Genomic DNA, 18,858 nt, shown 5'->3' with positions numbered 1-18,858 from the left:
GATGACCGTGATACCGAACCTCAATATCGTGCCGTTCGTCAGCGTCGATCACATGATGAAACTTGTGCTGCGCGTGGGTATCGACACGTTCCTGCGCGAGCTTGCCGATGCGGTGGAAGAGGATTTCCGCCGCTGGGAAAGCTTCGACAAGACGCCGCGCATCGCCTCGCATTCGAAGGAAGGCGTCATTGAACTGATGCCCACCAGCGATGGCACGCTTTACGGCTTCAAATATGTCAACGGCCATCCGAAGAACATGAAGGAAGGCCGCCAGACGGTGACGGCTTTCGGTGTGCTTTCCGATGTCGGCAACGGTTATCCGCTGCTTCTGACCGAGATGACCATCCTGACGGCGCTGCGCACCGCCGCCACCTCCGCCGTCGCCGCAAAATATCTCGCCCGCAGGAATTCCCGCTCCATGGCCATCATCGGCAATGGCGCCCAGAGCGAATTCCAGGCACGCGCCTTCAAGGCAATTCTTGGCATAGACACGCTGCGGCTATTTGATATCGACCCGTCCGCCAGCAAAAAATGCGCCCGCAATCTCGCCGGGCAGGGTTTTGCCATCAAGATCTGTGAGAGCGCACAGGAAGCGGTCGAAGGGGCGGATATCATCACCACCGTCACCGCCGACAAGCAATATGCGACGATCCTGACCGACAACATGGTCGGGCCCGGCATTCACATCAATGCCGTTGGCGGCGATTGCCCCGGCAAGACGGAGTTGCACCGGGATATTCTGCTTCGATCCGATATTTTCGTCGAATATCCGCCCCAGACGCGCATTGAAGGCGAAATCCAGCAATTGCCGGCGGATTATCCCGTCACCGAGCTTTGGCAGGTCATAACCGGTGAAAAGCAGGGGCGGGCAAGCGAGCGGCAGATCACGCTGTTCGACAGCGTCGGTTTCGCGACGGAAGATTTTTCGGCGCTGCGTTACGTGCGCTCGAAACTGCCATCCACCGGGCTTTATACCGAGCTCGATCTGCTGGCCGACCCGGATGAGCCGCGTGACCTGTTCGGGATGCTGCTGCGGTGTGAGGCGGCGCTCGTCTAGGGCATTTCCAGCGCTGGCTGCCTATTCCGTTTCCTTATTTGCCGTTTGGCGGTTCTTGCGGGCAACCACATGCTCCCGCCAGATCGTGAAGAGGCCGGCGGCAATGACGATCGCTGCACCGATGACCATGTTGGACGTCACCACTTCGCCATAGATGGTGACGCCGATGATGGAGACGAGCACCAGCTGGTAATAGGAAAAGGGCTGCACGGAGGCTGCATCCGCCAGTTCGAACGCCTTTATCAGGCAATAATGGCCGCTCATGCCGGTAATGCACAGCGCCAGCATCCAGCCCCAATCCTGCGGCTCGATGCTGACCCAATAAAATGGACCGACCAGCGTCAGGGCCGCCGCACCGGCCACGCCGGTGTAGAAAAAGCTCGTCATCGCCGAATCGCTTTTGCTGCCCAGGCGGGTCAGGACGCTGTAGAGCGCCAGCATGAAGGTGGCCACGAAGGTGATTATCAGCCGGTTGTCGAAACCTTCGCCCTCCGGCTTGAGGATGACGAGAACGCCGATGAAGCCGACAAAAATGGCGCTCCAGCGCCGCCAGCCCACATGTTCTCCCAGCAAAGGCATGGACAGCGCCGCAACGATCAGCGGTGCGGAGGCAAGGATGGAATGGCTGTGCGCCAGCCCGACGACGGCGAAGGAGAAGATCGAAATGACGATCTGTACCGCGAGAAGCACGCCGCGGCCGATCTGCAGCCAGGGACGGTTGGCCATGACGGCGCCCCGAATGCCGCCCGCCGACCTTGCGGCCATCAAAAGAACGAAGACGGCAAAGGCCCAGTATCGCAGCATGGCGATAAAAACCGGCGGATAGGCGCTGCCCAGATGTTTCGATATGCCATCCTGCGCCGCAAAGATCGTGAAAGCGACAAGCGCATAAAGAAAGCCGGTCCTGGGTGATGGCATGAAAAAACCGCTATCCGACTGCCGCCGGCAAAAGAGTATTCGGGGTGAATGAGGTGGGTAACAGCCATATGTTACGGCCGTACCTTGTCAGACAACCTTATTTTCCGAATAGCTGCCATGCAAGTGTGGAAGCTGCGTTTTTGGCGGGCGGATTGCCGGCTTAGCCTGCGCTACTGTCTGGTTTAGATTTCTCGAAAAGGCGTAAGTCTTTAATTCAAGCCAATTGCGCCGACGTCATCCTCGGGCCTGTCCCGAGGATCTGCTATCTGCTGGTTGTATTCGACGTGTTCAGATCCTCGGCACAAGGCCGAGGATGACGGCAACATGTCTGGAGGGGTTCATGCCCACATCCGGCGTCGCGCTTAAGGCCCTTAGCCGATCTTCACGGCCGTCTTCGAGGTCGCGGATTTCAGCGCGGCGTCGGCCAGTTTCAGCGCGATCAGACCGTCCTTGATGGAGGGTGACGGCGCGACGTTGTTTTCGATGCTGTCGATGAAAGCGGTGATTTCCGCGGCATAGGCCGCCGTGTAACGCGTCATGAAGAAATCATGCAGCGGCGGGCGGGTGTAGCCATCCGCGTTGGCGATTTCGATGGAAACCGGGCGCTGGTTTTCGGCCGCTGCCGAACCGAGCGAACCGTGGACTTCGATGCGCTGGTCGTAACCATAGGTCGCGCGGCGTGAATTCGAAATGATCGCCTGCCTGCCGCTTTTCGTCGTCAGGATGATGCTGGCGCTGTCGAAATCACCCAGCGCGCCGATCTCCGGATTGACGAGAACGGAACCGGTGGCGAATACGCTTTCCACTTCCTCGCCGAGCAGGAAACGGGCCATATCGAAATCATGAATGGTCATGTCGCGGAAAATGCCGCCGGAGACCTTGATATATTCGGCCGGCGGCGGGCCGGGGTCGCGGCTGGTGATGGTCACCATTTCCACCTTGCCGATGCGGCCATCGTCGATGGCCTTGTGAACGGCCTGGAAATGCGGGTCGAAACGGCGGTTGAAACCGAGCATCACCTTCGCACCGGTTTCCTCGACCACCTTGGCGCAGGCTTCCGCGCGGGCGACATCGAGATCGACGGGCTTTTCGCAGAAGATCGCCTTGCCGGCGCGGGCGAAACGCTCGATCAGGTCGGCATGGGTGTTGGTCGGGGTGCAGATGATGACGGCATCGATCGTGTTGTCGGCCAGAACCTCATCGATCGTGCTGACCTTGCACTGCGCCTCGCGGACGATTGCTTCCGCAGCACCGGCCATGGCGTCCACAACGGCCACCAGCTGAGCACGGCTGTCGGTGGTGATCGCCTTGGCGTGGACCTTGCCGATCCGTCCAGCGCCGAGCAGTGCCAATTTCGTAACCATCTTTCCTCCGGTTTCTCACACCCGTCCCTCACTCCCGGAAAGACAGAATATGAATGCAAGCAATGTTTCGATATGGAATATATGTTCCATTTTGCTAGATCGACATTGCAGATGTGTCAAGCGTTTTGACGATGGTCCAGACGGCCGAAATCACTCCTTCGGGAAGGTCATGCGGCGCGGATGGCCGGTGTCGTTAAAAGCCCCTCGCGATAATCAATCGGCCGAAGCTGTCAGGGCCGCATTGTGGGGCAGGGCGTATACTTCGACCGGGGTTTCGAGGCCGCGCAGCAGCCATGGTCCGAGATTTTCCAGCTTTCCCTGATATCCGGCCATGCGCACGAATTCCTCGGAGAAAAGCACATTGCGCCCGGTCTCCTTGGTCAGCGTTTCCAGCCGCGAGGCGATATTGACGGCGGGGCCGATGACGGTGAAATCGAGGCGGGTCTTCGAGCCGATATTGCCATACATGACATCGCCGACATGCACGCCGATGCCGTAACCCAGGGGATCGTGGCCCTTGCGGCAATTGATTTCATTCAGCGCAACGAGGCTCTTCTGCGCGCTGGCGATGGCTTTCAGCAGGTTTTCGCAGGCCTGCGGGTCGCTGAGCGGGAAAATCGCCAGCAGCCCGTCGCCCATGAATTTCAGGATTTCGCCGCCGAATTCCTCGATGGGATCGCACATGGCGTCGAAATAACCGTTGAGAAGCTCGATGACATCGTCACGCGGCCAAAGGTCGGAAATATGGGTGAAATTGCGCAGGTCGCAGATCAGGATCGCCGCACCCACCGTCATGCCGCTACCGCGCGTGGTGGCGCCATTGAGGATCTTTTCGCCGGCATGCGGCCCCACATAGGTCTCCAGAAGGGTGCGCGTCATGCGGTTTTTCAGGCGTATTTCGCTGACGAGCGCGAGCGCCGGAAGCAGGTTTTTCAAGGCGAGGATTTCGCTGTCGGAAAAACCGCCGGGCCGGTCGCTGGAGAAGGTGGCGACATGGCGCTTGCCGAAAGTGTGCTCGATCGGCCAGGCGCAATAATCCGTCAGCCCCTCGGCCCGCAGGTCTTCGTAGATCGTATAGCCGGGCTCATCGATGTCCTCTCCGTTCAGCCGGTGGCGAACTTCGGTGGCGCCCTGATGAATGTCGTTGATAGGGCTGTTCAGATATTCGGGCGTATTTTCAGACCCATAGCCATAGGTGGCGATTTCGGCGGAGGACAGGCCGGCTTTCCACAGAATGCGCGCGCCAAGCCATTGCGGATGGCGAATGCGGAAAGCGAGCACGCCCCGGGCCACGGAAATTCCGCTCGCCCGCAGCCTGCTGCAGAGCTCGACGAATATCTCGTCGATAAAGCGTTCGTCCTTGGTGCCGGTGATCAGCCAGTCGAGAATATCCGTCTTTTCCGCTGGCCACAATTCATCCAATGCTGAAGAAACCCGTTCTTCGGTGTCGAGACTTAGTGTCATGGCAGGATTCCGGAGGTTGTTGCTGCTCTCGCACAAGCGGGGCACATGTCGCACTCGGCCGAACATGGTCGCTCGTGAACCCCATGTGGTGCCGGATAACGAAAATGTTAAGAGAGGGGCGCGGAAAATGTTCCGGAAGGGACTGGCGGCATCAGGCCGCGCGCGCCGCCCGGATGTTCCCTGGAACATCGTCCCCGGCGGCGCTGAGATTTTTGATGATCGCTAAGGCGGATCAGATAACGGTTTCGACAGGAATATGAAGTGCTGCGGCAACGCGTCTGATGCGCAGCGGATCGCTGTCCGTGCCGTCTTCGAGCGCGCGTATTTCGCTGGTCGTCAGGCCGCAGGTCACGGCAAGCTGCTCGACCGTATATCCGGCGAGATTGCGCGCGGTGAGAACCTTTTTGGCAAAAGGAGCATCGGTTTCGTGATCGGAATCGGGTTGTGAGATTGAAATTGTCATTATTGCATCTCCCTCAGAATGGACACTTAAATGCGGGCGGCAAAGAAAAGTTGCCGGGGCCGAATGCGACCGCGTTGCCGGAGAAGAAAATCGGTGCTGCAACGCAGCGAGGAACATAGCGGCTTCACCGACCTACGCAATAGTTAAATTTTGTTAAGATTCGTGATCGCTGCATTCCTGCGGCACGTCTTTGCCGGAAAAAGGCCGAGATACCGCCGTTTTTCGGGGCTCTTGCGAGGGGTGGGGCAGCTTTCGCTACAGCATGCCCCAGGCGCGAAACCGGCCACGACCCGTCACTTCCCGCAGTTCCAGCTGGTTGGCGAGCCCTATCGCGCCCTGCGGCGTGGTGCCGAGTTCCTTGACGATCATCGCCGCCGAAACCACCGGTCGGGAGACGACAAGCTCCACGAGTTCCGGCAGGCGCGAGGAGGAACGCCGGCCTGCCAGCTTGCGCATCATGCGTTCACGCGCATGGGTCAGCCGGTCGTGTTCCTTCATGCCGGCCTGTGCCGCTTCGTAAAAGCTGTCGAGAAGTGCGAGAACGCGCTGCGTCTGGTTTCGGGCGTGCCGGCGCTCCCGTGGGACCGCGCGGAGACCGGCGCTGAGGGCCGGCAGGTGATCTGGCGTGACGGCGCCGTCGCGCAGAAAGGCGGAGGCCAGAAGCCGGCCGAGCCAGGGGCTGCGTTGCAGCACCTCGATCATGTTCCAGGCGTCGAGCAGGATGGCGGTGCGAAGAATCGCCGGCAGTTCCTCTGTCCGCGCATGGACGGCCCACCATTCTTTCAGCCGCTCATCCTCGTCCCAGTCGGGTTCGTTGATGATCGCATGGCTTTCCTCCCTGTGCATTGGCGGAAGCGCGCTGCCGGTGGTGATCGCATCGAGCGTTGCGGCGCTTCGCGCCAGAAGCGCGTCCAGCTCGGAAAAAGCGCCGTCCAGCGATGTTTCCTCCTCCCGCGTCGGTGTCTTCATCGCGGGAGTGATCGGGCGCTTGTCTGGAAGGCGCTGGTTCTTCGGCAAGTGCCGCCCTGCCGCGTAGCCTTGAAAGGCCCGGCGCGGTAAAGGCCCAGCCGGGGGCATTGGAAAAGATCAGCCGTCTCGAGCGGAGAATCCGGTGCGCCGCCGTCATTTCATGGGTTGGCGCGCGCACATCCATATGCGCGTCATGCAGCACCAGATCTTCCATGTGAACGAGTTCGCCATCCACCCACATGGAGGAAATCGCATCGGTGAAATCCTGTCTTTCGATGAAGCCGTGTTTCATCGGTGACCTGTCGATCCGCTCGTCCAGCCGCGCCAGCGCCTCGCCGGCACGGGCGGCGGCAATGAGGAGCTTTTCGATCTGGACGTCCGATATATCGTAAATCATTGATATTTTTTAGTTTGAGCGCGGGCGGCTTACAAGGCGGATCACAGTCGGGCGGTTTTACTTTTGAGGTTTCCACCCGAAAATCCGCTGAAAAAAGGGTGGCGGAAGGCCGGGAATCGGCAGGGCTTCAGTCGCCATGGCTGGATTTTCGGCAATATCGCGATGCGGTATAAACTTGCGCACTGCAACATGACGGGTATATACCCCCACCGAGAGCGACAAATTATCACACCTTCCGTTCGCCCTTCCATCTCCAGACGAAGATGAATTGGAGTTTACCCGTGAATATTATGGCAAATGGTCCCGCCACCGCGCCGGACCAGAAAACCCGTTTGAAATCCATTATCGGCGGATCGGCGGGCAACCTCGTCGAATGGTACGACTGGTACGTCTATTCGGCCTTCACCCTTTATTTCGCGCCGGTGTTTTTCCCTTCCGGAAACCAGACCGCCGAGCTCCTGAGTGCAGCCGCCGTTTTCGCCGTCGGATTTCTGATGCGGCCCATCGGGGCCTGGTTCATGGGCACCTATGCCGACCGCAAGGGCCGCAAGGCCGGTCTCACCTTGTCCGTCACGCTGATGTGTCTCGGTTCGCTGCTGATCGCGATTACGCCCGGCCATGAGGCGATCGGCATTGCCGCGCCGGCCATTCTGGTTTTCGCAAGACTTCTGCAGGGCATCAGCGTCGGCGGCGAATATGGCGCCAGCGCAACCTATCTCAGCGAAATGGCCGGCAAGAACCGCCGCGGTTTCTTCTCCAGCTTCCAGTATGTGACGCTTATTTCCGGTCAGCTTCTGGCGCTGGCGGTGCTTCTGGTGCTGCAGCGGGTTCTGACGCCGGAACAGCTCGGCTCCTGGGGCTGGCGCATTCCCTTCTTCATTGGCGGCCTTCTGGCGATTGCGGTGTTTTATATCCGCCGCGGCCTTGTCGAGACGCAGTCCTTCGAAAATGCCAAGACCGGCGCTGCCGACAAGCCGAAGTCCAGCGGATGGGCGCTGTTCAAGCACTATCCAAGGGAAGCGCTGATGGTCATGGCGCTCACCTCCGGCGGCACGCTCGCCTTTTATGCCTATACGACCTATCTGCAGAAATTCCTCGTCAACACCTCCGGTTTCAGCAAGGAAAGCGCCACGGAAATCACCACGGCGGCGCTCTTCGTCTTCATGCTGTGCCAGCCGATTGCGGGTGCGCTGTCCGACAGGATCGGCCGCAAGCCGCTGATGGTGGGCTTCGGCATTCTCGGAGCGCTGTTCACCTATGCGATCTTCAGCACGCTTTCGACGACGACCGATCCCATCATGGCTTTCGCCCTCGTTCTGGTCGGCCTGTTGATCGTCACCGGCTATACTTCCATCAATGCGGTGGTGAAGGCGGAAATGTTCCCTGCCCATATCCGCGCGCTTGGCGTGGCTCTGCCCTATGCGCTGGCGAACACCATATTCGGCGGAACGGCGGAATTCGTGGCCCTGAAGTTCAAGCAGATCGGCCACGAAAACTGGTTCTTCTGGTATGTGACGATCATGATCGCCCTGTCGCTGGTGGTTTATGTGAAGATGCGCGACACGCGCGATCACAGCCATATCCACGAGGATTGAGCGACCGTCATCCAGACCGGCAAAAGCCCCGTCCTTCCGACGGGGCTTTTTTCTTTCGGCATTCAGGCGGTTTCGGCGGGAAGGACGATGCGGGCCTCAAAACCGTCCTGCCGGCCCGGCGCCGGCGAGGAAAGCACCAGCTCTCCGCCGGCCTGCTCCACCAGGCTCTTGACGATGGCAAGGCCAAGCCCGGTTCCGTCCGCCGTGGTCTGGCCCCTGGTAAAACGCGTCGTCAGCTTGGGCAGGAGCGCCGCGTCGACCGCTACCCCGGAATTGACGACGCGGATCGTGCCGTCCGCTTCGGCGACGACCTGCACCGGGCTTTCCGCCGGGCTGTGGATCAGCGCGTTTTCGAGGAGGTTACGGACGACGATGCCGAAGGCATCCGCGCCGATCCTGCAGGAGAGGCCGCCTTCACAACGATTGGTGAAGCGGATTCGGGATGAGCCGATGGCCGTTCTCATCATGTCGTCGATAACCAGCTCGAGAACGGGAATGAGATCGTTTGCCGTGTCGGTGACCCCGATCCTCGCTTCCGCGCGCGACATCTGAAGCAGTTTTTCGGCCAGGTGGGCGAGATGCTGCAGGGATTTTTCGATGTTTTCCACGCGCGGCGCAAGTTCCGGCGGAATGTCGGCATGCAGCCGCTGCGCCTGCGCCAGCGCGCCGGCAATCGGCGTGCGCAATTCATGGGCGCTGTTGGCGGTGAATTCCCGTTCCGCCTCGATTGCCGACCGCAATCGTCCGAGCAGCAGATTGACCGAACGGGCAATGGGATGGAGCTCGCCCGGAAAGGGTTGCGTCGGCAGCGGCGCGAGATTGCCGCCGTCCTTTTTGCCGATTTCGTCGCGCAGGGTCTGTATCGGTCGCAGCGTTCTGCGCACCACGACAATGACTGCGAAAATGCTGGCGGGAATGAGGATGAGAACGGGAAGCAGCAGCGCGGTGCCCGCCTCCTCGATCGCCTCGCGGCGATTGGCGAAGGCATCGGCGACCTGCAGGAAATAGTTTCCGTCCGGCGTCGCAACCGTAAAGATGCGCTGGGTCGCGGTTTCAGAAAAACCGGGTTCGAGCGAGACCTCGAAAGGCTCCGTCGAACTGTCATGCGAATGCAGCACCACCTGTCCTTCCCGGTCGCGTACCTGATAGGTCAGATATTCCGCCCGTTCCGACGTCTGGTTGAGCTTTTGCGCGGCAGGCGCGGTATTGTTTTCCCGGAGGTCGTCCACCAGCAGCGGCAGCAGTCTTTCGGCGGTTTCCTCAACGCCGGCGTCGAAAATTTCGGCGAATTCGTCCTGCATCACCATGACGCCCAGCCCGCAGGCGAGAAGCCAGGATATGGCGACAACGCTGGTCAGCGCCGTCACGAGCTTGCGGGTCATGCTGGTCGGTCTGGCCATTTCTGCCTGCTTGTAATTCTGACTATCGGATGGTGTAGCCGACGCCGCGCACGGTTTCGACGCGGTCATGGCCGATTTTCTTGCGCAGCCGGCTGATATAGACCTCGACCGTGTTGCTTTCTATTTCCGCGCCGAATTCGTAAAGCGTGTCGTGCAATTGCGCTTTCGAGACGACCGCGCCGGGATGTTCGACGAGTTTTTCCAGCACGGCCCATTCCCGGGCGCTCAGCGTCTGCGCCGTTCCATCGACCGTGATATTGCGCGCCACCTGGTTGATCTCGATGCCGGGCAGGCGGATGACGGGAGCGGAACGCCCTTCGTAACGGCGCGAGACCGCCAGCATGCGGGCCGAAAGCTCGTTGAGATCGAAAGGCTTGACCAGATAATCGTCCGCACCGGCGTTCAGCCCGGCGATCCGGTCGGAGACCTGGTCATGGGCGGTCAGAATGATCACCGGCGTTGCGTCATCGCGCTGGCGCAGGCTTTGCAGAAGGGTGATGCCCTCGCCATCCGGCAGGCGCATGTCGAGCAGGATGAGGCCGTAACCCATCGTCAGCGTCGCCGCCACGGCGTCGCCCAGCGTCTTGAACCAGTCGACAGCATGACCCGCCGCCGCGACATGGTCCCGCAGCGCTTCGCCCAGCACATGATCGTCTTCAACAAGCAGAACCCGCAAGACAGCTCCCTCTATCGCTTTGTCCTGCGTATCTCTTTCTCCGGATAAGCGTCAAGCACGGTGTTTCAGCTGTTCTGGCGCTGGGTGCAGCCGCCGAATACATCGAGCGAGGGATCGTAGACCGAAGTGGAGACGTTCATCATGCCAAGGATGCTGTGGAAATAATTGTCGTGCGAGCGCCCGCCCTCCGCCGCGGTTCTTGCGAGGCAGGCTTTGTTGAGCCCCATGGATTTCGCAAAGTCGTCGTCGAACCAGACGAGAAACGGCACATGGGTCTGCTGGTCGGGCGCCAGCAGATAGGGCGCGCCATGCAGGTAGACGCCGTTCTCGCCAAGCGACTCGCCGTGGTCAGACGCGTAGATCATGCCCGTCGCCAGCCTGTCGGAGCGGGCCTTCAGTTTGTCGATCACGGTGGAGAGGAAATGGTCGGTATAAAGAAGCGTGTTGTCGTAGGAGTTGACGATCTCCGCGTCGGAGCAATTGCCAAGCTCGGCCGTGCGGCAATCCGGGGTGAATTTGCGGAATTCGTCGGTATAGCGCAGATAATAGGTCGGCCCGTGGCTGCCCATCTGGTGCAGCACAATGACGCTGTCCCTGGTGACGTTGTTGAGCCAGGAGTCGAGCTTGTCGAAGAAGATATCGTCGCGGCATTCCCCGCCGGTGCAGAAGCGGCTGTCATTGGTGGAGGGCAGATCGAAATAAGGGATGCGGTCGGCCACGTTCTTGCTGCCGGTATTGTTATCGAGCCATGTCGCGCTGACCCCGGCATGGACAAGAACATCCATGACGTTTTCATTGGCGAGCGCCTTTTTGTGGCTATATTGCGAGCGCGGGAACTTCGAAAACATGCAGGGAATGGAAATCGCCGTCGCGGTGCCGCAGCTGGTCGTGTTCGGAAAATAGATCACGCCGCGTTTTGCGAGTTCGGGATTGGTATCGCGCCCATAGCCGTTCAGGGAAAAATTCGCGGCCCGCGCGGTCTCGCCCGCCACGATGACGGTGATACGGGGTTTGCGGACGCCGCCCAATGAAGGCAGGACCTTCGCATCCCCGCCGACCGGGCTGACCTGAATATCGACTTCCTTGCCCGCCAGCGTGAAGTAATGAATGGCCGACATGATCGGCGACAGCGGATTGACGCTTTTGACGATATCCTTGTGCTGGCGCACGGCGGTGGTGAAGGTCTTGGAATTGGCGAAGCTGATGATGCCGGCGATGGAAAGACAGATCAGGATGCTGATCGTGTTCCACAAAAGCTTGTCGAGGATCGGGCGGTGGCGCACACGCACGGCGGCGATGAGGAGGGACGGCACCAGTCCGTAAATCGCCATGTGCCAGAGAAAGCCGGGCGTGATCAGATTGCCGGCTTCCGCCTGTGTCGTCTCCATGGCGTTGCGGATCATGTCGCTGTCGATGACGATGCCGTAGCGATCCATGAACCAGGAAGCGGCGGCCGCCGCGAAGACCAGGAAGATCAAAAACGGCTTGATGAGATATTTGGCGGAAAAAATAATGATGAGGGCGCCGAGAAAGGCGGCCATGGCGGCATAAAGCGCGACGATGGCGACCGGATAGGCGGAAAGATAGGTGTGAACCTTCGACCAGAATGTCCGGTTCGTGAAAAACAGCAGATAGGCCGCCGTCAGCAGGCTGAGCGGCACGCTGCCGATTTCCGGACGATATGTTACTGTTCCCGTCGCTTTCGCGGTAAAAAGAGCCACTGTCAGATCCACCAGATTTCCAATAGGCCGGCGGCAACGGAGACGGGGCGAAAACGCCGCCGTCCAGGCTGCCGCATGGGCCGATCAATGGCGGATGCGTCATTTTGCTGACATCAACCTGAAAGCTTGTCATGAAAGTGTCACACTCCGTGGCGGCCGTTTGGCGGGGGTGTTTCAGATCGTCGAGACGATAGAGCCCTTAATTGAGGCCCACGATGCCTGTGGCGGTGGTGCGCGTTGCAAATATGCGTGTGGCCCTGACCGGCAGCAGGCTGCCTGCGGGTAGGTTCTGGAAGGTCACCGTCGCCCCGGAAAGCAGGGTCAGGCAGAGATGGCCGCCATTGCCCACATAGATGGCGCGGGTGGGGGAAGGAAGCGGGCTCGTATCGTCCGGAACCACATCGAAAGCGTGGGATGCCGGGGATTCGAGGCCGGCGGCGTGGTGTTCGTAAGTCTCAGCCATTGCTGTCTCCCGTAAATTGAAATCTGCCGCGATTATGGGGTGCGCCGCGGGCACGGGGAAAAGCGGGGACAGGAAATATCCGGACAGGATTTCGTTCCTGTTTTCGGCCGGCCCGCGAGAGCGTCATTCTTTTCGCAATCCCATACGGTTACGCCGCCCCCGCCTGTTGCCGTCGATGCGGCGCAGACGGGTGATGACGGATTTTTCGTCCACGGGACCGACAGGCGGGCGGGTGCTGCCGCTTCAATTGCGCATATGGAGAATGAAGGCCCTGACGGCGGGAGAGGCTTCCGTTTTCCGGTGGGCGATGGCGAGGTCCGAGGTCGTGGAACTGGCGGCAAGCGGCACATAGCGCACGCCGGGCAACCTCAGGCAATTAAGCGAGCGCGGCACCAGCGCGACGCCGAGGCCGATGGCCACCATGCTGGCAATCGTGGTGTAGTCCCTGCCTTCCGGCGTGATCGCCGGCTGGAACCCGGCTTCATTGCAGGCTTCTATCGTATTGTAGTGAAAGCCGACATCCGGCGGCTGCCGCGGGGTAATGAAGGTCTCGCCGGCAAGGTTTTTCAGATCGACCTGCAGCGCAAAGGCCAGGGGATGGTTTTCGGGAAGTGCGGCCATCAGCGGTTCGCGCAGCACCACATGGGTCGTCACACCTTCCGGAACAGGCGCGGGCGGGCGAATGAAGGCGAAGTCCAGATTGCCGTCGGCAATCTTGGCCAGTTGCAGCCGCATCTCCATCTCGATCAGTTGCAGCTCCACATCGGGATGGGAAGCGCGGAAACTGGCAATGGACCGGGTCATCAGGCCGGAATAGGCGGCCGAGGCGACATAACCGATGGAGATGCGCCCGGTTTCGCCGCGGTCGACGCGTTTGAGCGCCGCAAGCGTCGCCTCGGCATTGGCGAGGATCTTCCGGGCATCCTCGTAGAGAAGCTGGCCGGGCGTGGTCAGCTTAACCGAGCGGCGCGTCCGGTCGAGAAGCGGCATGCCGACAATCTGCTCGAGCGCCATGATCTGCTGGCTCAAGCCCGGCTGGGCAATGCCGAGGCGGGCGGCGGCGCGCTCGAAATTGCGCTCATCCACCAGCGTGGTGAAATAGCGCAGGTGGCGCAATTCGAATGTTTCTGCCCGGCTTGCCGGTTTCCTGCCCATCGTCACGGCCTTTCGCGGCAGATTTGAATAATTCCAGGCTATTATCGCTGTGAGTTTTCATAATCAATAGTTCTGAAAAAAACCGGCTGCGCTTATTGGATCGCAATTCGTCCCTTGCGTAATAAGATGACTTAAATTCTCCAGAAAAATGCCGCCTTATGGTGGCGCGGGTGATGAAGGGTCTTGAGGTGCAGGGAAAAACCAAACACATTTCCATTCTGGCTGGCGGTTGCGCCGTCATCGCTTATGTGGCGTTTTTGGCCCCGGCTTCCGCCCTTGCGCAGGAAGCCGGTACGACGGTGCTGCAGACCATCACCGTGGAGGGCGCCAAAAATCAGGATCCCAAGGCGCCCGTGAAAGGCTATGTGGCGAAAACCAGCGCCAGCGCCACCAAGACGGGGCGATCCCTGATCGAGACGCCGCAATCCGTATCCGTCATCACCAAGGACCAGATGGATGCTCAGAACGTTCGCAATCTCAGCGAGGCGCTGAATTATGTTCCGGGTGTCGTCGCGCAGCCGTTTGGGGCGGATCCGCGTTTCGATGCGCCGCGCATTCGCGGGTTCCAGGGAAACCAGTTGCAGTTCCTGAATGGTCTGCGGCTGATGCGTACCGCCGGTGCGCCCTCCTATGAGGTTTACGGCCTGGAGCGCGTGGAAGTCATTCGCGGGCCTGCTTCCGTTCTTTTCGGTCAGGGCAATCCCGGCGGCCTCATCAATCTCATCAGCAAGCGGCCGACCTTCGAACGATTCGGCGAAGTCGGTGTGCAGATCGGCAGCTTCGACTATTACCAGTCGATGTTCGATATTGGCGGCCCGGTGGCGGATAGCGACAGTTTCGCCTATCGCCTGACCGGCCTTGCGCGCAACGCCCATGCCCAGACGGACAACTTGCAGAACGACCGTTATTTCATCGCACCGGCGCTCACCTGGCAGCCGGACGAGGATACGAAGCTGACGGTTCTCGCCTCCTATCAGCACGACAATCCGAGTTCGCCCTCCGGCCTGCCGTCGGCGCTGACCTATTTCAGGCCCGGCAATATGCTGGACCGCAGCTTTTATGTCGGCGATCCGTCCTTCGATACGTCGAGCCGCAAATTCACCAATATCGGCTATGAATTCGAGCACCGTTTCGACGAGACCTTCACCTTCCGGCAGAATGCGCGTTATTCCAATTTCGACTGGTCCTACCGCGCGCTCGGCATGTCCTCGACCAGCGGCGGCATGATCGGCAATCTCATCCGCCGCAATGCGACGTTCCAGGACGAGCTGCTGAACACCTTCAATATCGACAACAGCCTGCAGGCGGAGTTCTCCACGGGGCCGATCGACCACACCCTGCTTGTGGGGCTGGACTACCGTTATTTCGACAATAACGTCAAAACCGAATTCTGGGCCGCGACGCCGCTCAATCCCGTCAATCCGGTCTATGGCGGGCCGATCAGCCTCACCTCGCGCACGCTTTATGCCGATGTGAAGACGGATATTTCCCAGATCGGCCTTTATGCGCAGGACGAGATGGCCTTCGAGAACTGGCGCGTTACCGCCGGCCTGCGGCAGGATTGGGCAAGCACCAGCGGCACGACCTTCAACGGCACCACCTACCGCTCGCTCGACAAGGACGATCACAAGCTGACCGGCCGCGTCGGCGTCAGCTATCTGTTCGATGGCGGCATCGCGCCCTATGTCAGCTACGCGACCTCCTTCGAACCGGTGCCGCAGCCGGCTGTCGGCGATGCGCCGAAACCGACCACCGGCGAACAATGGGAAGCGGGCGTCAAATACCAGCCCGAGGGTTTCGACGGTTTCTTTTCCGCCGCGGTCTACGATCTGACACAGAAAAACGTCACGACGACGGTGGGCGGCGTGACGCAGCAGATGGACGAGGCGCATGTGAAAGGCCTCGAGCTTGAAGGCGTCGCAAGCCTTGCCGACGGGCTCGACCTGCGCGCGGCCTATACCTACATGGACAGCGAGGTCTCCGGCCGCGTGAATAACGGCAAGGAGCTGGACAGCACGCCCCGGCACGCCGCAAGCCTCTGGCTGGATTACACTTTCCCGGAAGATACCGCCCTTGAGGGTTTCGGCATCGGCGGCGGTGTGCGTTATGTCGGAAAACGTTATGGCGATGCCGCCAATACCTTCGAGATGAAGGGCCTCGCCCTGCTCGATCTCGGTGTGCATTACGAGAAGAACGGCTACCGCGCCTCGCTTCTGGTGCAAAACTTGACTGATAAAGAATATATTTCTAGTTGCTCCACTTTCGGATGCTATTACGGTGACGGAAGAACGGTCATGGGCAAGCTGACCTATCGTTGGTGACGCCATATCAAAGTGAAGCAGCAGGGGCATGACGCGCAAGGATCGATGGATGTCCCCCCTTTGGGGGCGGCGGGAATTTTTAGGCCTGCTCGCTGCTTCGGCTCTTGCTGGCAAGGCGCGCGCGGCGGTCACGCCACGCCTTGCCGCCATCGACTGGGCCATGCTGGAAACCACCGTTGCGCTCGGCGTCATGCCGGTGGCGGCGACCGAGCTCATCCAGTTCCGGGTGGATGCGGTCGAGCCGGAAATCCCCGCAACCGTCGCCGATCTCGGCCTGCGCGGTGCGCCGAATTTCGAGCTTCTGCAACTGAGCCGACCCGATCTCATTCTGATTTCGCCCTTCTACACCCGCTATACCGGCAGGCTGGAAGCGATTGCCCCGGTCTTCTCGCTGCCCTTTTACGTGAAGGGCGAGCCGCCTTTCGCAAAGGCGCTGGCGGCGGTCTCCGCCCTTGGCGACAAGCTCGGCAGGGCCGATGAGGCGCGCAGGGTGCTGGGCGAAACGGAAGCGGCGCTGCAAGCCATGCGGAGCCGCCTTGCCGGTTTTGCGGCGCGGCCGACCTATGTGATCAATATCGGCGACGCCCGGCATTTTCGCGCTTTCGGTGCGGATAGCATGTTCGGGGATGTGCTCGGCCGGCTGGGGCTCGCCAATGCCTGGGTGGATCGTTCGCAATTCACCTTCGCGGCCCCGGTGCCGCTTGAAAACCTCGCCGCTTCGCCCGATGCGCGCATCGTCATCGTCTCCGATATTCCGGTCGAGGCGCGGGAAACCCTGCGCAGCAGCGCCATATGGCGCGCGCTGCCCGCCGTGCGGGAAAACCGGGTGGTCACGCTCGGCAATGTCGGCCCCTATGGCGGCATCACCGCCGGCATGCGCTTTGCGCGGCTTCTGACCGAAGCGCTCTCGGCGAAGGGAGAAGCCCTGTGACGGCGCGGCCTCTCCAGCTTTTCTTCGGGCTGCTGTTCGTTCTGGCCTGCGGGCTTTCCCTGCATGCCGGGCTGCTGCGGCTGCCTTTCGGTGCATGGCCCGGCCTGCCGTTCGATGCCGCCACCATGTCGATGGATCAGGTGATTTTTGCCTTCAGCCTGATGCCGCGCGTGGCGGTCGCCATTCTGGCGGGGGCGATGCTCGGCCTGTCGGGCGCGTTGTTCCAGCAATTGCTGCGCAATCCGATTGCCGATCCTTCGACGCTCGGCATCTCGGCCGGCGCGCAACTGGCCATTGTCATCGCCACGCTGTTCTTTCCCTCGGTGCTGGATGGCAACCGCGCCTTGGTGGCGCTCGCCGGCGCGGCCGGTGCGGCCGGTATCGTGTTCCTTCTCGGCTGGCGACGCGCCTTCGAGCCGGTGACCATGGTGGTGTCGGGGCTGCTGGTCGGCATCACCGCCGCGTCCGTTTCCGCCGCGCTGACTTTGGCACAGGGCGAATATCTGATGTCGCTGGTTGTCTGGAACGGCGGCTCGCTCAGCCAGCAGGACTGGTCGAACGCCTTGTCCCTCGCGTTTCAGCTTGTTGCCGGGCTCGTTCTGACCGGCCTGCTGATTAAGCCGCTGACGGTCCTCGGTCTCGGCGATGCCGGTGCGCGATCGCTCGGCGTCTCGCTGTTTTCGATCAGGCTGGCGGTCGCCGCCGTCGCGGTCATGTTGGCCGCCTTCGTTGCTTCGGCGGTCGGCCTCGTCAGCTTCATCGGCCTTGCAGCACCTGCGCTCACCCGGGCGCTCGGTGTGCGGCGTTCGTCTTCAGTGCTCCTGGTTTCCCCGCTTCTGGGCGGTCTGCTGCTGTGGTTCTGCGACGGTCTCGTGCAGCTTCTGGCAAGCACGACCGCCGAAGTTTTTCCGACCGGCGCGGTAACGGCCCTGATCGGCGGCCCGCTGCTTTTGTGGCTGCTGCCGAAAATCCGGCCGACCGATGTGCATCGCGGTGAAGGCGTCGAGCTGGCGACAAGACGCCGGCTTACGGCCCTGCTGCCGGTACTGGCCGTCATGGCGGGGCTGGTTTTTGCAGTGCTTGCCATCGGCAAGGGGCCCGATGGCTGGACGGTGCTGAAGGCTGACGATCTGCAAAGCCTGCTGCCCTTCCGCTGGCCGCGGCTGGTGGCGGCCGTGGCCGCAGGCGGTCTTCTGGCCATGGCGGGAGCGCTTCTCCAGCGGCTTACCGGCAATCCCATGGCAAGCCCGGAGGTGATTGGCGTCAGCGGCGGTGCAGGCCTCGGTTTTGCCGCCGCCATCACGATTTTTCCGGCCGCCGGTCTTTTCGAACTGTTTTGCGGCGCAGGCATCGGCTCTGCGGCCGTCATGATCCTCGTCCTGCTGTTTTCCATGCGCCGGCACCTCGCGCCGGAAAAAATCCTGCTCGCGGGCATTGCCATCAGTTCGCTCTGCTCAGCCGTTCTCTCGGCGCTGCTTGCCATTGGCGACCAGCGGGCATGGCAGATCCTCGCCTGGCTCAGCGGCTCGGGTTCGACGGCGACGCCGGCTTCGGCGATCTTTCTCGCCATTCTTTCCATCGTGCTGCTGGCGGGCGCGCTATCGGTCACGCGCTGGCTGACGATCCTGCCGCTCGGACGCGATGTGCCGCTCTCCCTCGGCCTGCCGCTCGGCCCGGCCCGCATCGCCGTCATCGCGGTGGCGGGCATTGCCACCGGGGCTGCCTCGCTGCTCGTCGGTCCCTTGAGTTTCGTCGGATTGATGGCGCCGCATATTGCGCTTCGCGCCGGGTTCACCACGCCGCGCGACCATCTCTTCGCCTCCTTCCTGTTCGGCGCGGTGCTGATGGCGCTTTCCGATCTCGGCGCACGGACAGTCACCTTTCCTTATGAACTGCCGCTCGGGCTTTTTGCGGCGCTTGCCGGCGCGCCCTATCTGATCTGGCTTTCAGGCAGGCGATGATGA

14 protein-coding genes and 1 pseudogene are annotated in these 18,858 nt (G+C 61.0%); 5 read left to right on the top strand and 10 right to left on the bottom strand.

Annotated features, from left to right (window positions below):
- The first annotated feature begins 1 nt into the window (after nucleotide 1).
- The gene (locus O3W47_RS04290) at nucleotides 2-1,057 is read left to right on the top strand and encodes an ornithine cyclodeaminase (protein ID WP_137453440.1); all 1,056 of its coding nucleotides are present in this window, start codon (nucleotides 2-4) and stop codon (nucleotides 1,055-1,057) included.
- A gap of 21 nt (nucleotides 1,058-1,078) precedes the next feature.
- Here the strand turns inward: O3W47_RS04290 and O3W47_RS04285 are convergent, their stop codons facing one another.
- From O3W47_RS04285 to O3W47_RS04265, 5 genes and pseudogenes are all read right to left on the bottom strand, one after another.
- Complete coding sequence (locus tag O3W47_RS04285) at nucleotides 1,079-1,975, bottom strand: DMT family transporter (RefSeq protein ID WP_269313077.1); 897 nt, start codon at nucleotides 1,973-1,975, stop codon at nucleotides 1,079-1,081.
- A gap of 371 nt (nucleotides 1,976-2,346) precedes the next feature.
- Entirely contained in the window at nucleotides 2,347-3,339 is a 993-nt protein-coding gene (iolG, locus tag O3W47_RS04280) for an inositol 2-dehydrogenase (protein ID WP_269313076.1), read from the bottom strand.
- Between the two features lie 213 nt (nucleotides 3,340-3,552).
- Nucleotides 3,553-4,803 carry an adenylate/guanylate cyclase domain-containing protein gene (locus tag O3W47_RS04275; protein ID WP_269313075.1) on the bottom strand — a complete coding sequence of 417 codons (1,251 nt, stop codon included), beginning with the start codon at nucleotides 4,801-4,803 and terminating at the stop codon, nucleotides 3,553-3,555.
- A 232-nt stretch (nucleotides 4,804-5,035) separates the two neighbouring features.
- Entirely contained in the window at nucleotides 5,036-5,266 is a 231-nt protein-coding gene (locus O3W47_RS04270) for a helix-turn-helix domain-containing protein (RefSeq protein WP_003522093.1), read from the bottom strand.
- Nucleotides 5,267-5,521: 255 nt separating this feature from the next.
- A pseudogene (locus O3W47_RS04265) lies at nucleotides 5,522-6,632 on the bottom strand (RHE_PE00001 family protein).
- A gap of 290 nt (nucleotides 6,633-6,922) precedes the next feature.
- On the opposite strand from O3W47_RS04265, the gene O3W47_RS04260 reads away from it, so the two are divergent.
- Nucleotides 6,923-8,227, top strand: a complete 1,305-nt coding sequence (locus O3W47_RS04260) for an MFS transporter (protein WP_162936951.1) — start codon at nucleotides 6,923-6,925, stop codon at nucleotides 8,225-8,227.
- Nucleotides 8,228-8,289: 62 nt separating this feature from the next.
- Here O3W47_RS04260 and O3W47_RS04255 read toward each other — a convergent pair whose 3' ends face one another.
- The 5 genes from O3W47_RS04255 to O3W47_RS04235 all read right to left on the bottom strand — a co-directional run bounded on the left by O3W47_RS04255 (nucleotide 8,290) and on the right by O3W47_RS04235 (nucleotide 13,642).
- Nucleotides 8,290-9,627, bottom strand: a complete 1,338-nt coding sequence (locus tag O3W47_RS04255) for a sensor histidine kinase (RefSeq protein ID WP_269313074.1) — start codon at nucleotides 9,625-9,627, stop codon at nucleotides 8,290-8,292.
- Between the two features lie 22 nt (nucleotides 9,628-9,649).
- Complete coding sequence (locus tag O3W47_RS04250) at nucleotides 9,650-10,303, bottom strand: response regulator transcription factor (protein WP_080819886.1); 654 nt, start codon at nucleotides 10,301-10,303, stop codon at nucleotides 9,650-9,652.
- Nucleotides 10,304-10,368: 65 nt separating this feature from the next.
- Nucleotides 10,369-12,036 (bottom strand): phosphoethanolamine transferase, encoded by a 1,668-nt coding sequence (locus O3W47_RS04245; RefSeq protein WP_269313073.1) that lies wholly within the window; start codon nucleotides 12,034-12,036, stop codon nucleotides 10,369-10,371.
- Nucleotides 12,037-12,223: 187 nt separating this feature from the next.
- Complete coding sequence (locus O3W47_RS04240; protein WP_059755951.1) at nucleotides 12,224-12,487, bottom strand: spike base protein, RCAP_Rcc01079 family; 264 nt, start codon at nucleotides 12,485-12,487, stop codon at nucleotides 12,224-12,226.
- A 243-nt stretch (nucleotides 12,488-12,730) separates the two neighbouring features.
- The gene (locus O3W47_RS04235; protein ID WP_080819888.1) at nucleotides 12,731-13,642 is read right to left on the bottom strand and encodes a LysR family transcriptional regulator; all 912 of its coding nucleotides are present in this window, start codon (nucleotides 13,640-13,642) and stop codon (nucleotides 12,731-12,733) included.
- Nucleotides 13,643-13,800: 158 nt separating this feature from the next.
- Between O3W47_RS04235 and O3W47_RS04230 the strand changes: the two genes are divergently transcribed.
- From O3W47_RS04230 to fhuB, 3 genes are read left to right on the top strand one after another with little or no spacing between them, the layout of a single operon-like run.
- Nucleotides 13,801-15,963: a TonB-dependent siderophore receptor gene (locus O3W47_RS04230; RefSeq protein WP_269313072.1), complete on the top strand. Its 2,163-nt coding sequence runs from the start codon at nucleotides 13,801-13,803 to the stop codon at nucleotides 15,961-15,963.
- 28 nt (nucleotides 15,964-15,991) lie between these two features.
- Nucleotides 15,992-16,894, top strand: a complete 903-nt coding sequence (locus O3W47_RS04225; RefSeq protein ID WP_269313071.1) for an iron-siderophore ABC transporter substrate-binding protein — start codon at nucleotides 15,992-15,994, stop codon at nucleotides 16,892-16,894.
- On the top strand, nucleotides 16,891-18,855 hold the full coding sequence (fhuB, locus tag O3W47_RS04220) for a Fe(3+)-hydroxamate ABC transporter permease FhuB (protein WP_269313070.1): 1,965 nt from the start codon (nucleotides 16,891-16,893) through the stop codon (nucleotides 18,853-18,855). The genes O3W47_RS04225 and fhuB overlap by 4 nt, the downstream gene beginning before the upstream one ends.
- Nucleotides 18,856-18,858 lie beyond the last annotated feature (3 nt).

Source organism: Agrobacterium sp. LMR679 (assembly GCF_027157905.1).
Classification (GTDB): domain Bacteria; phylum Pseudomonadota; class Alphaproteobacteria; order Rhizobiales; family Rhizobiaceae; genus Agrobacterium; species Agrobacterium leguminum.
This window is presented reverse-complemented; position numbering and strand designations above follow the sequence as displayed.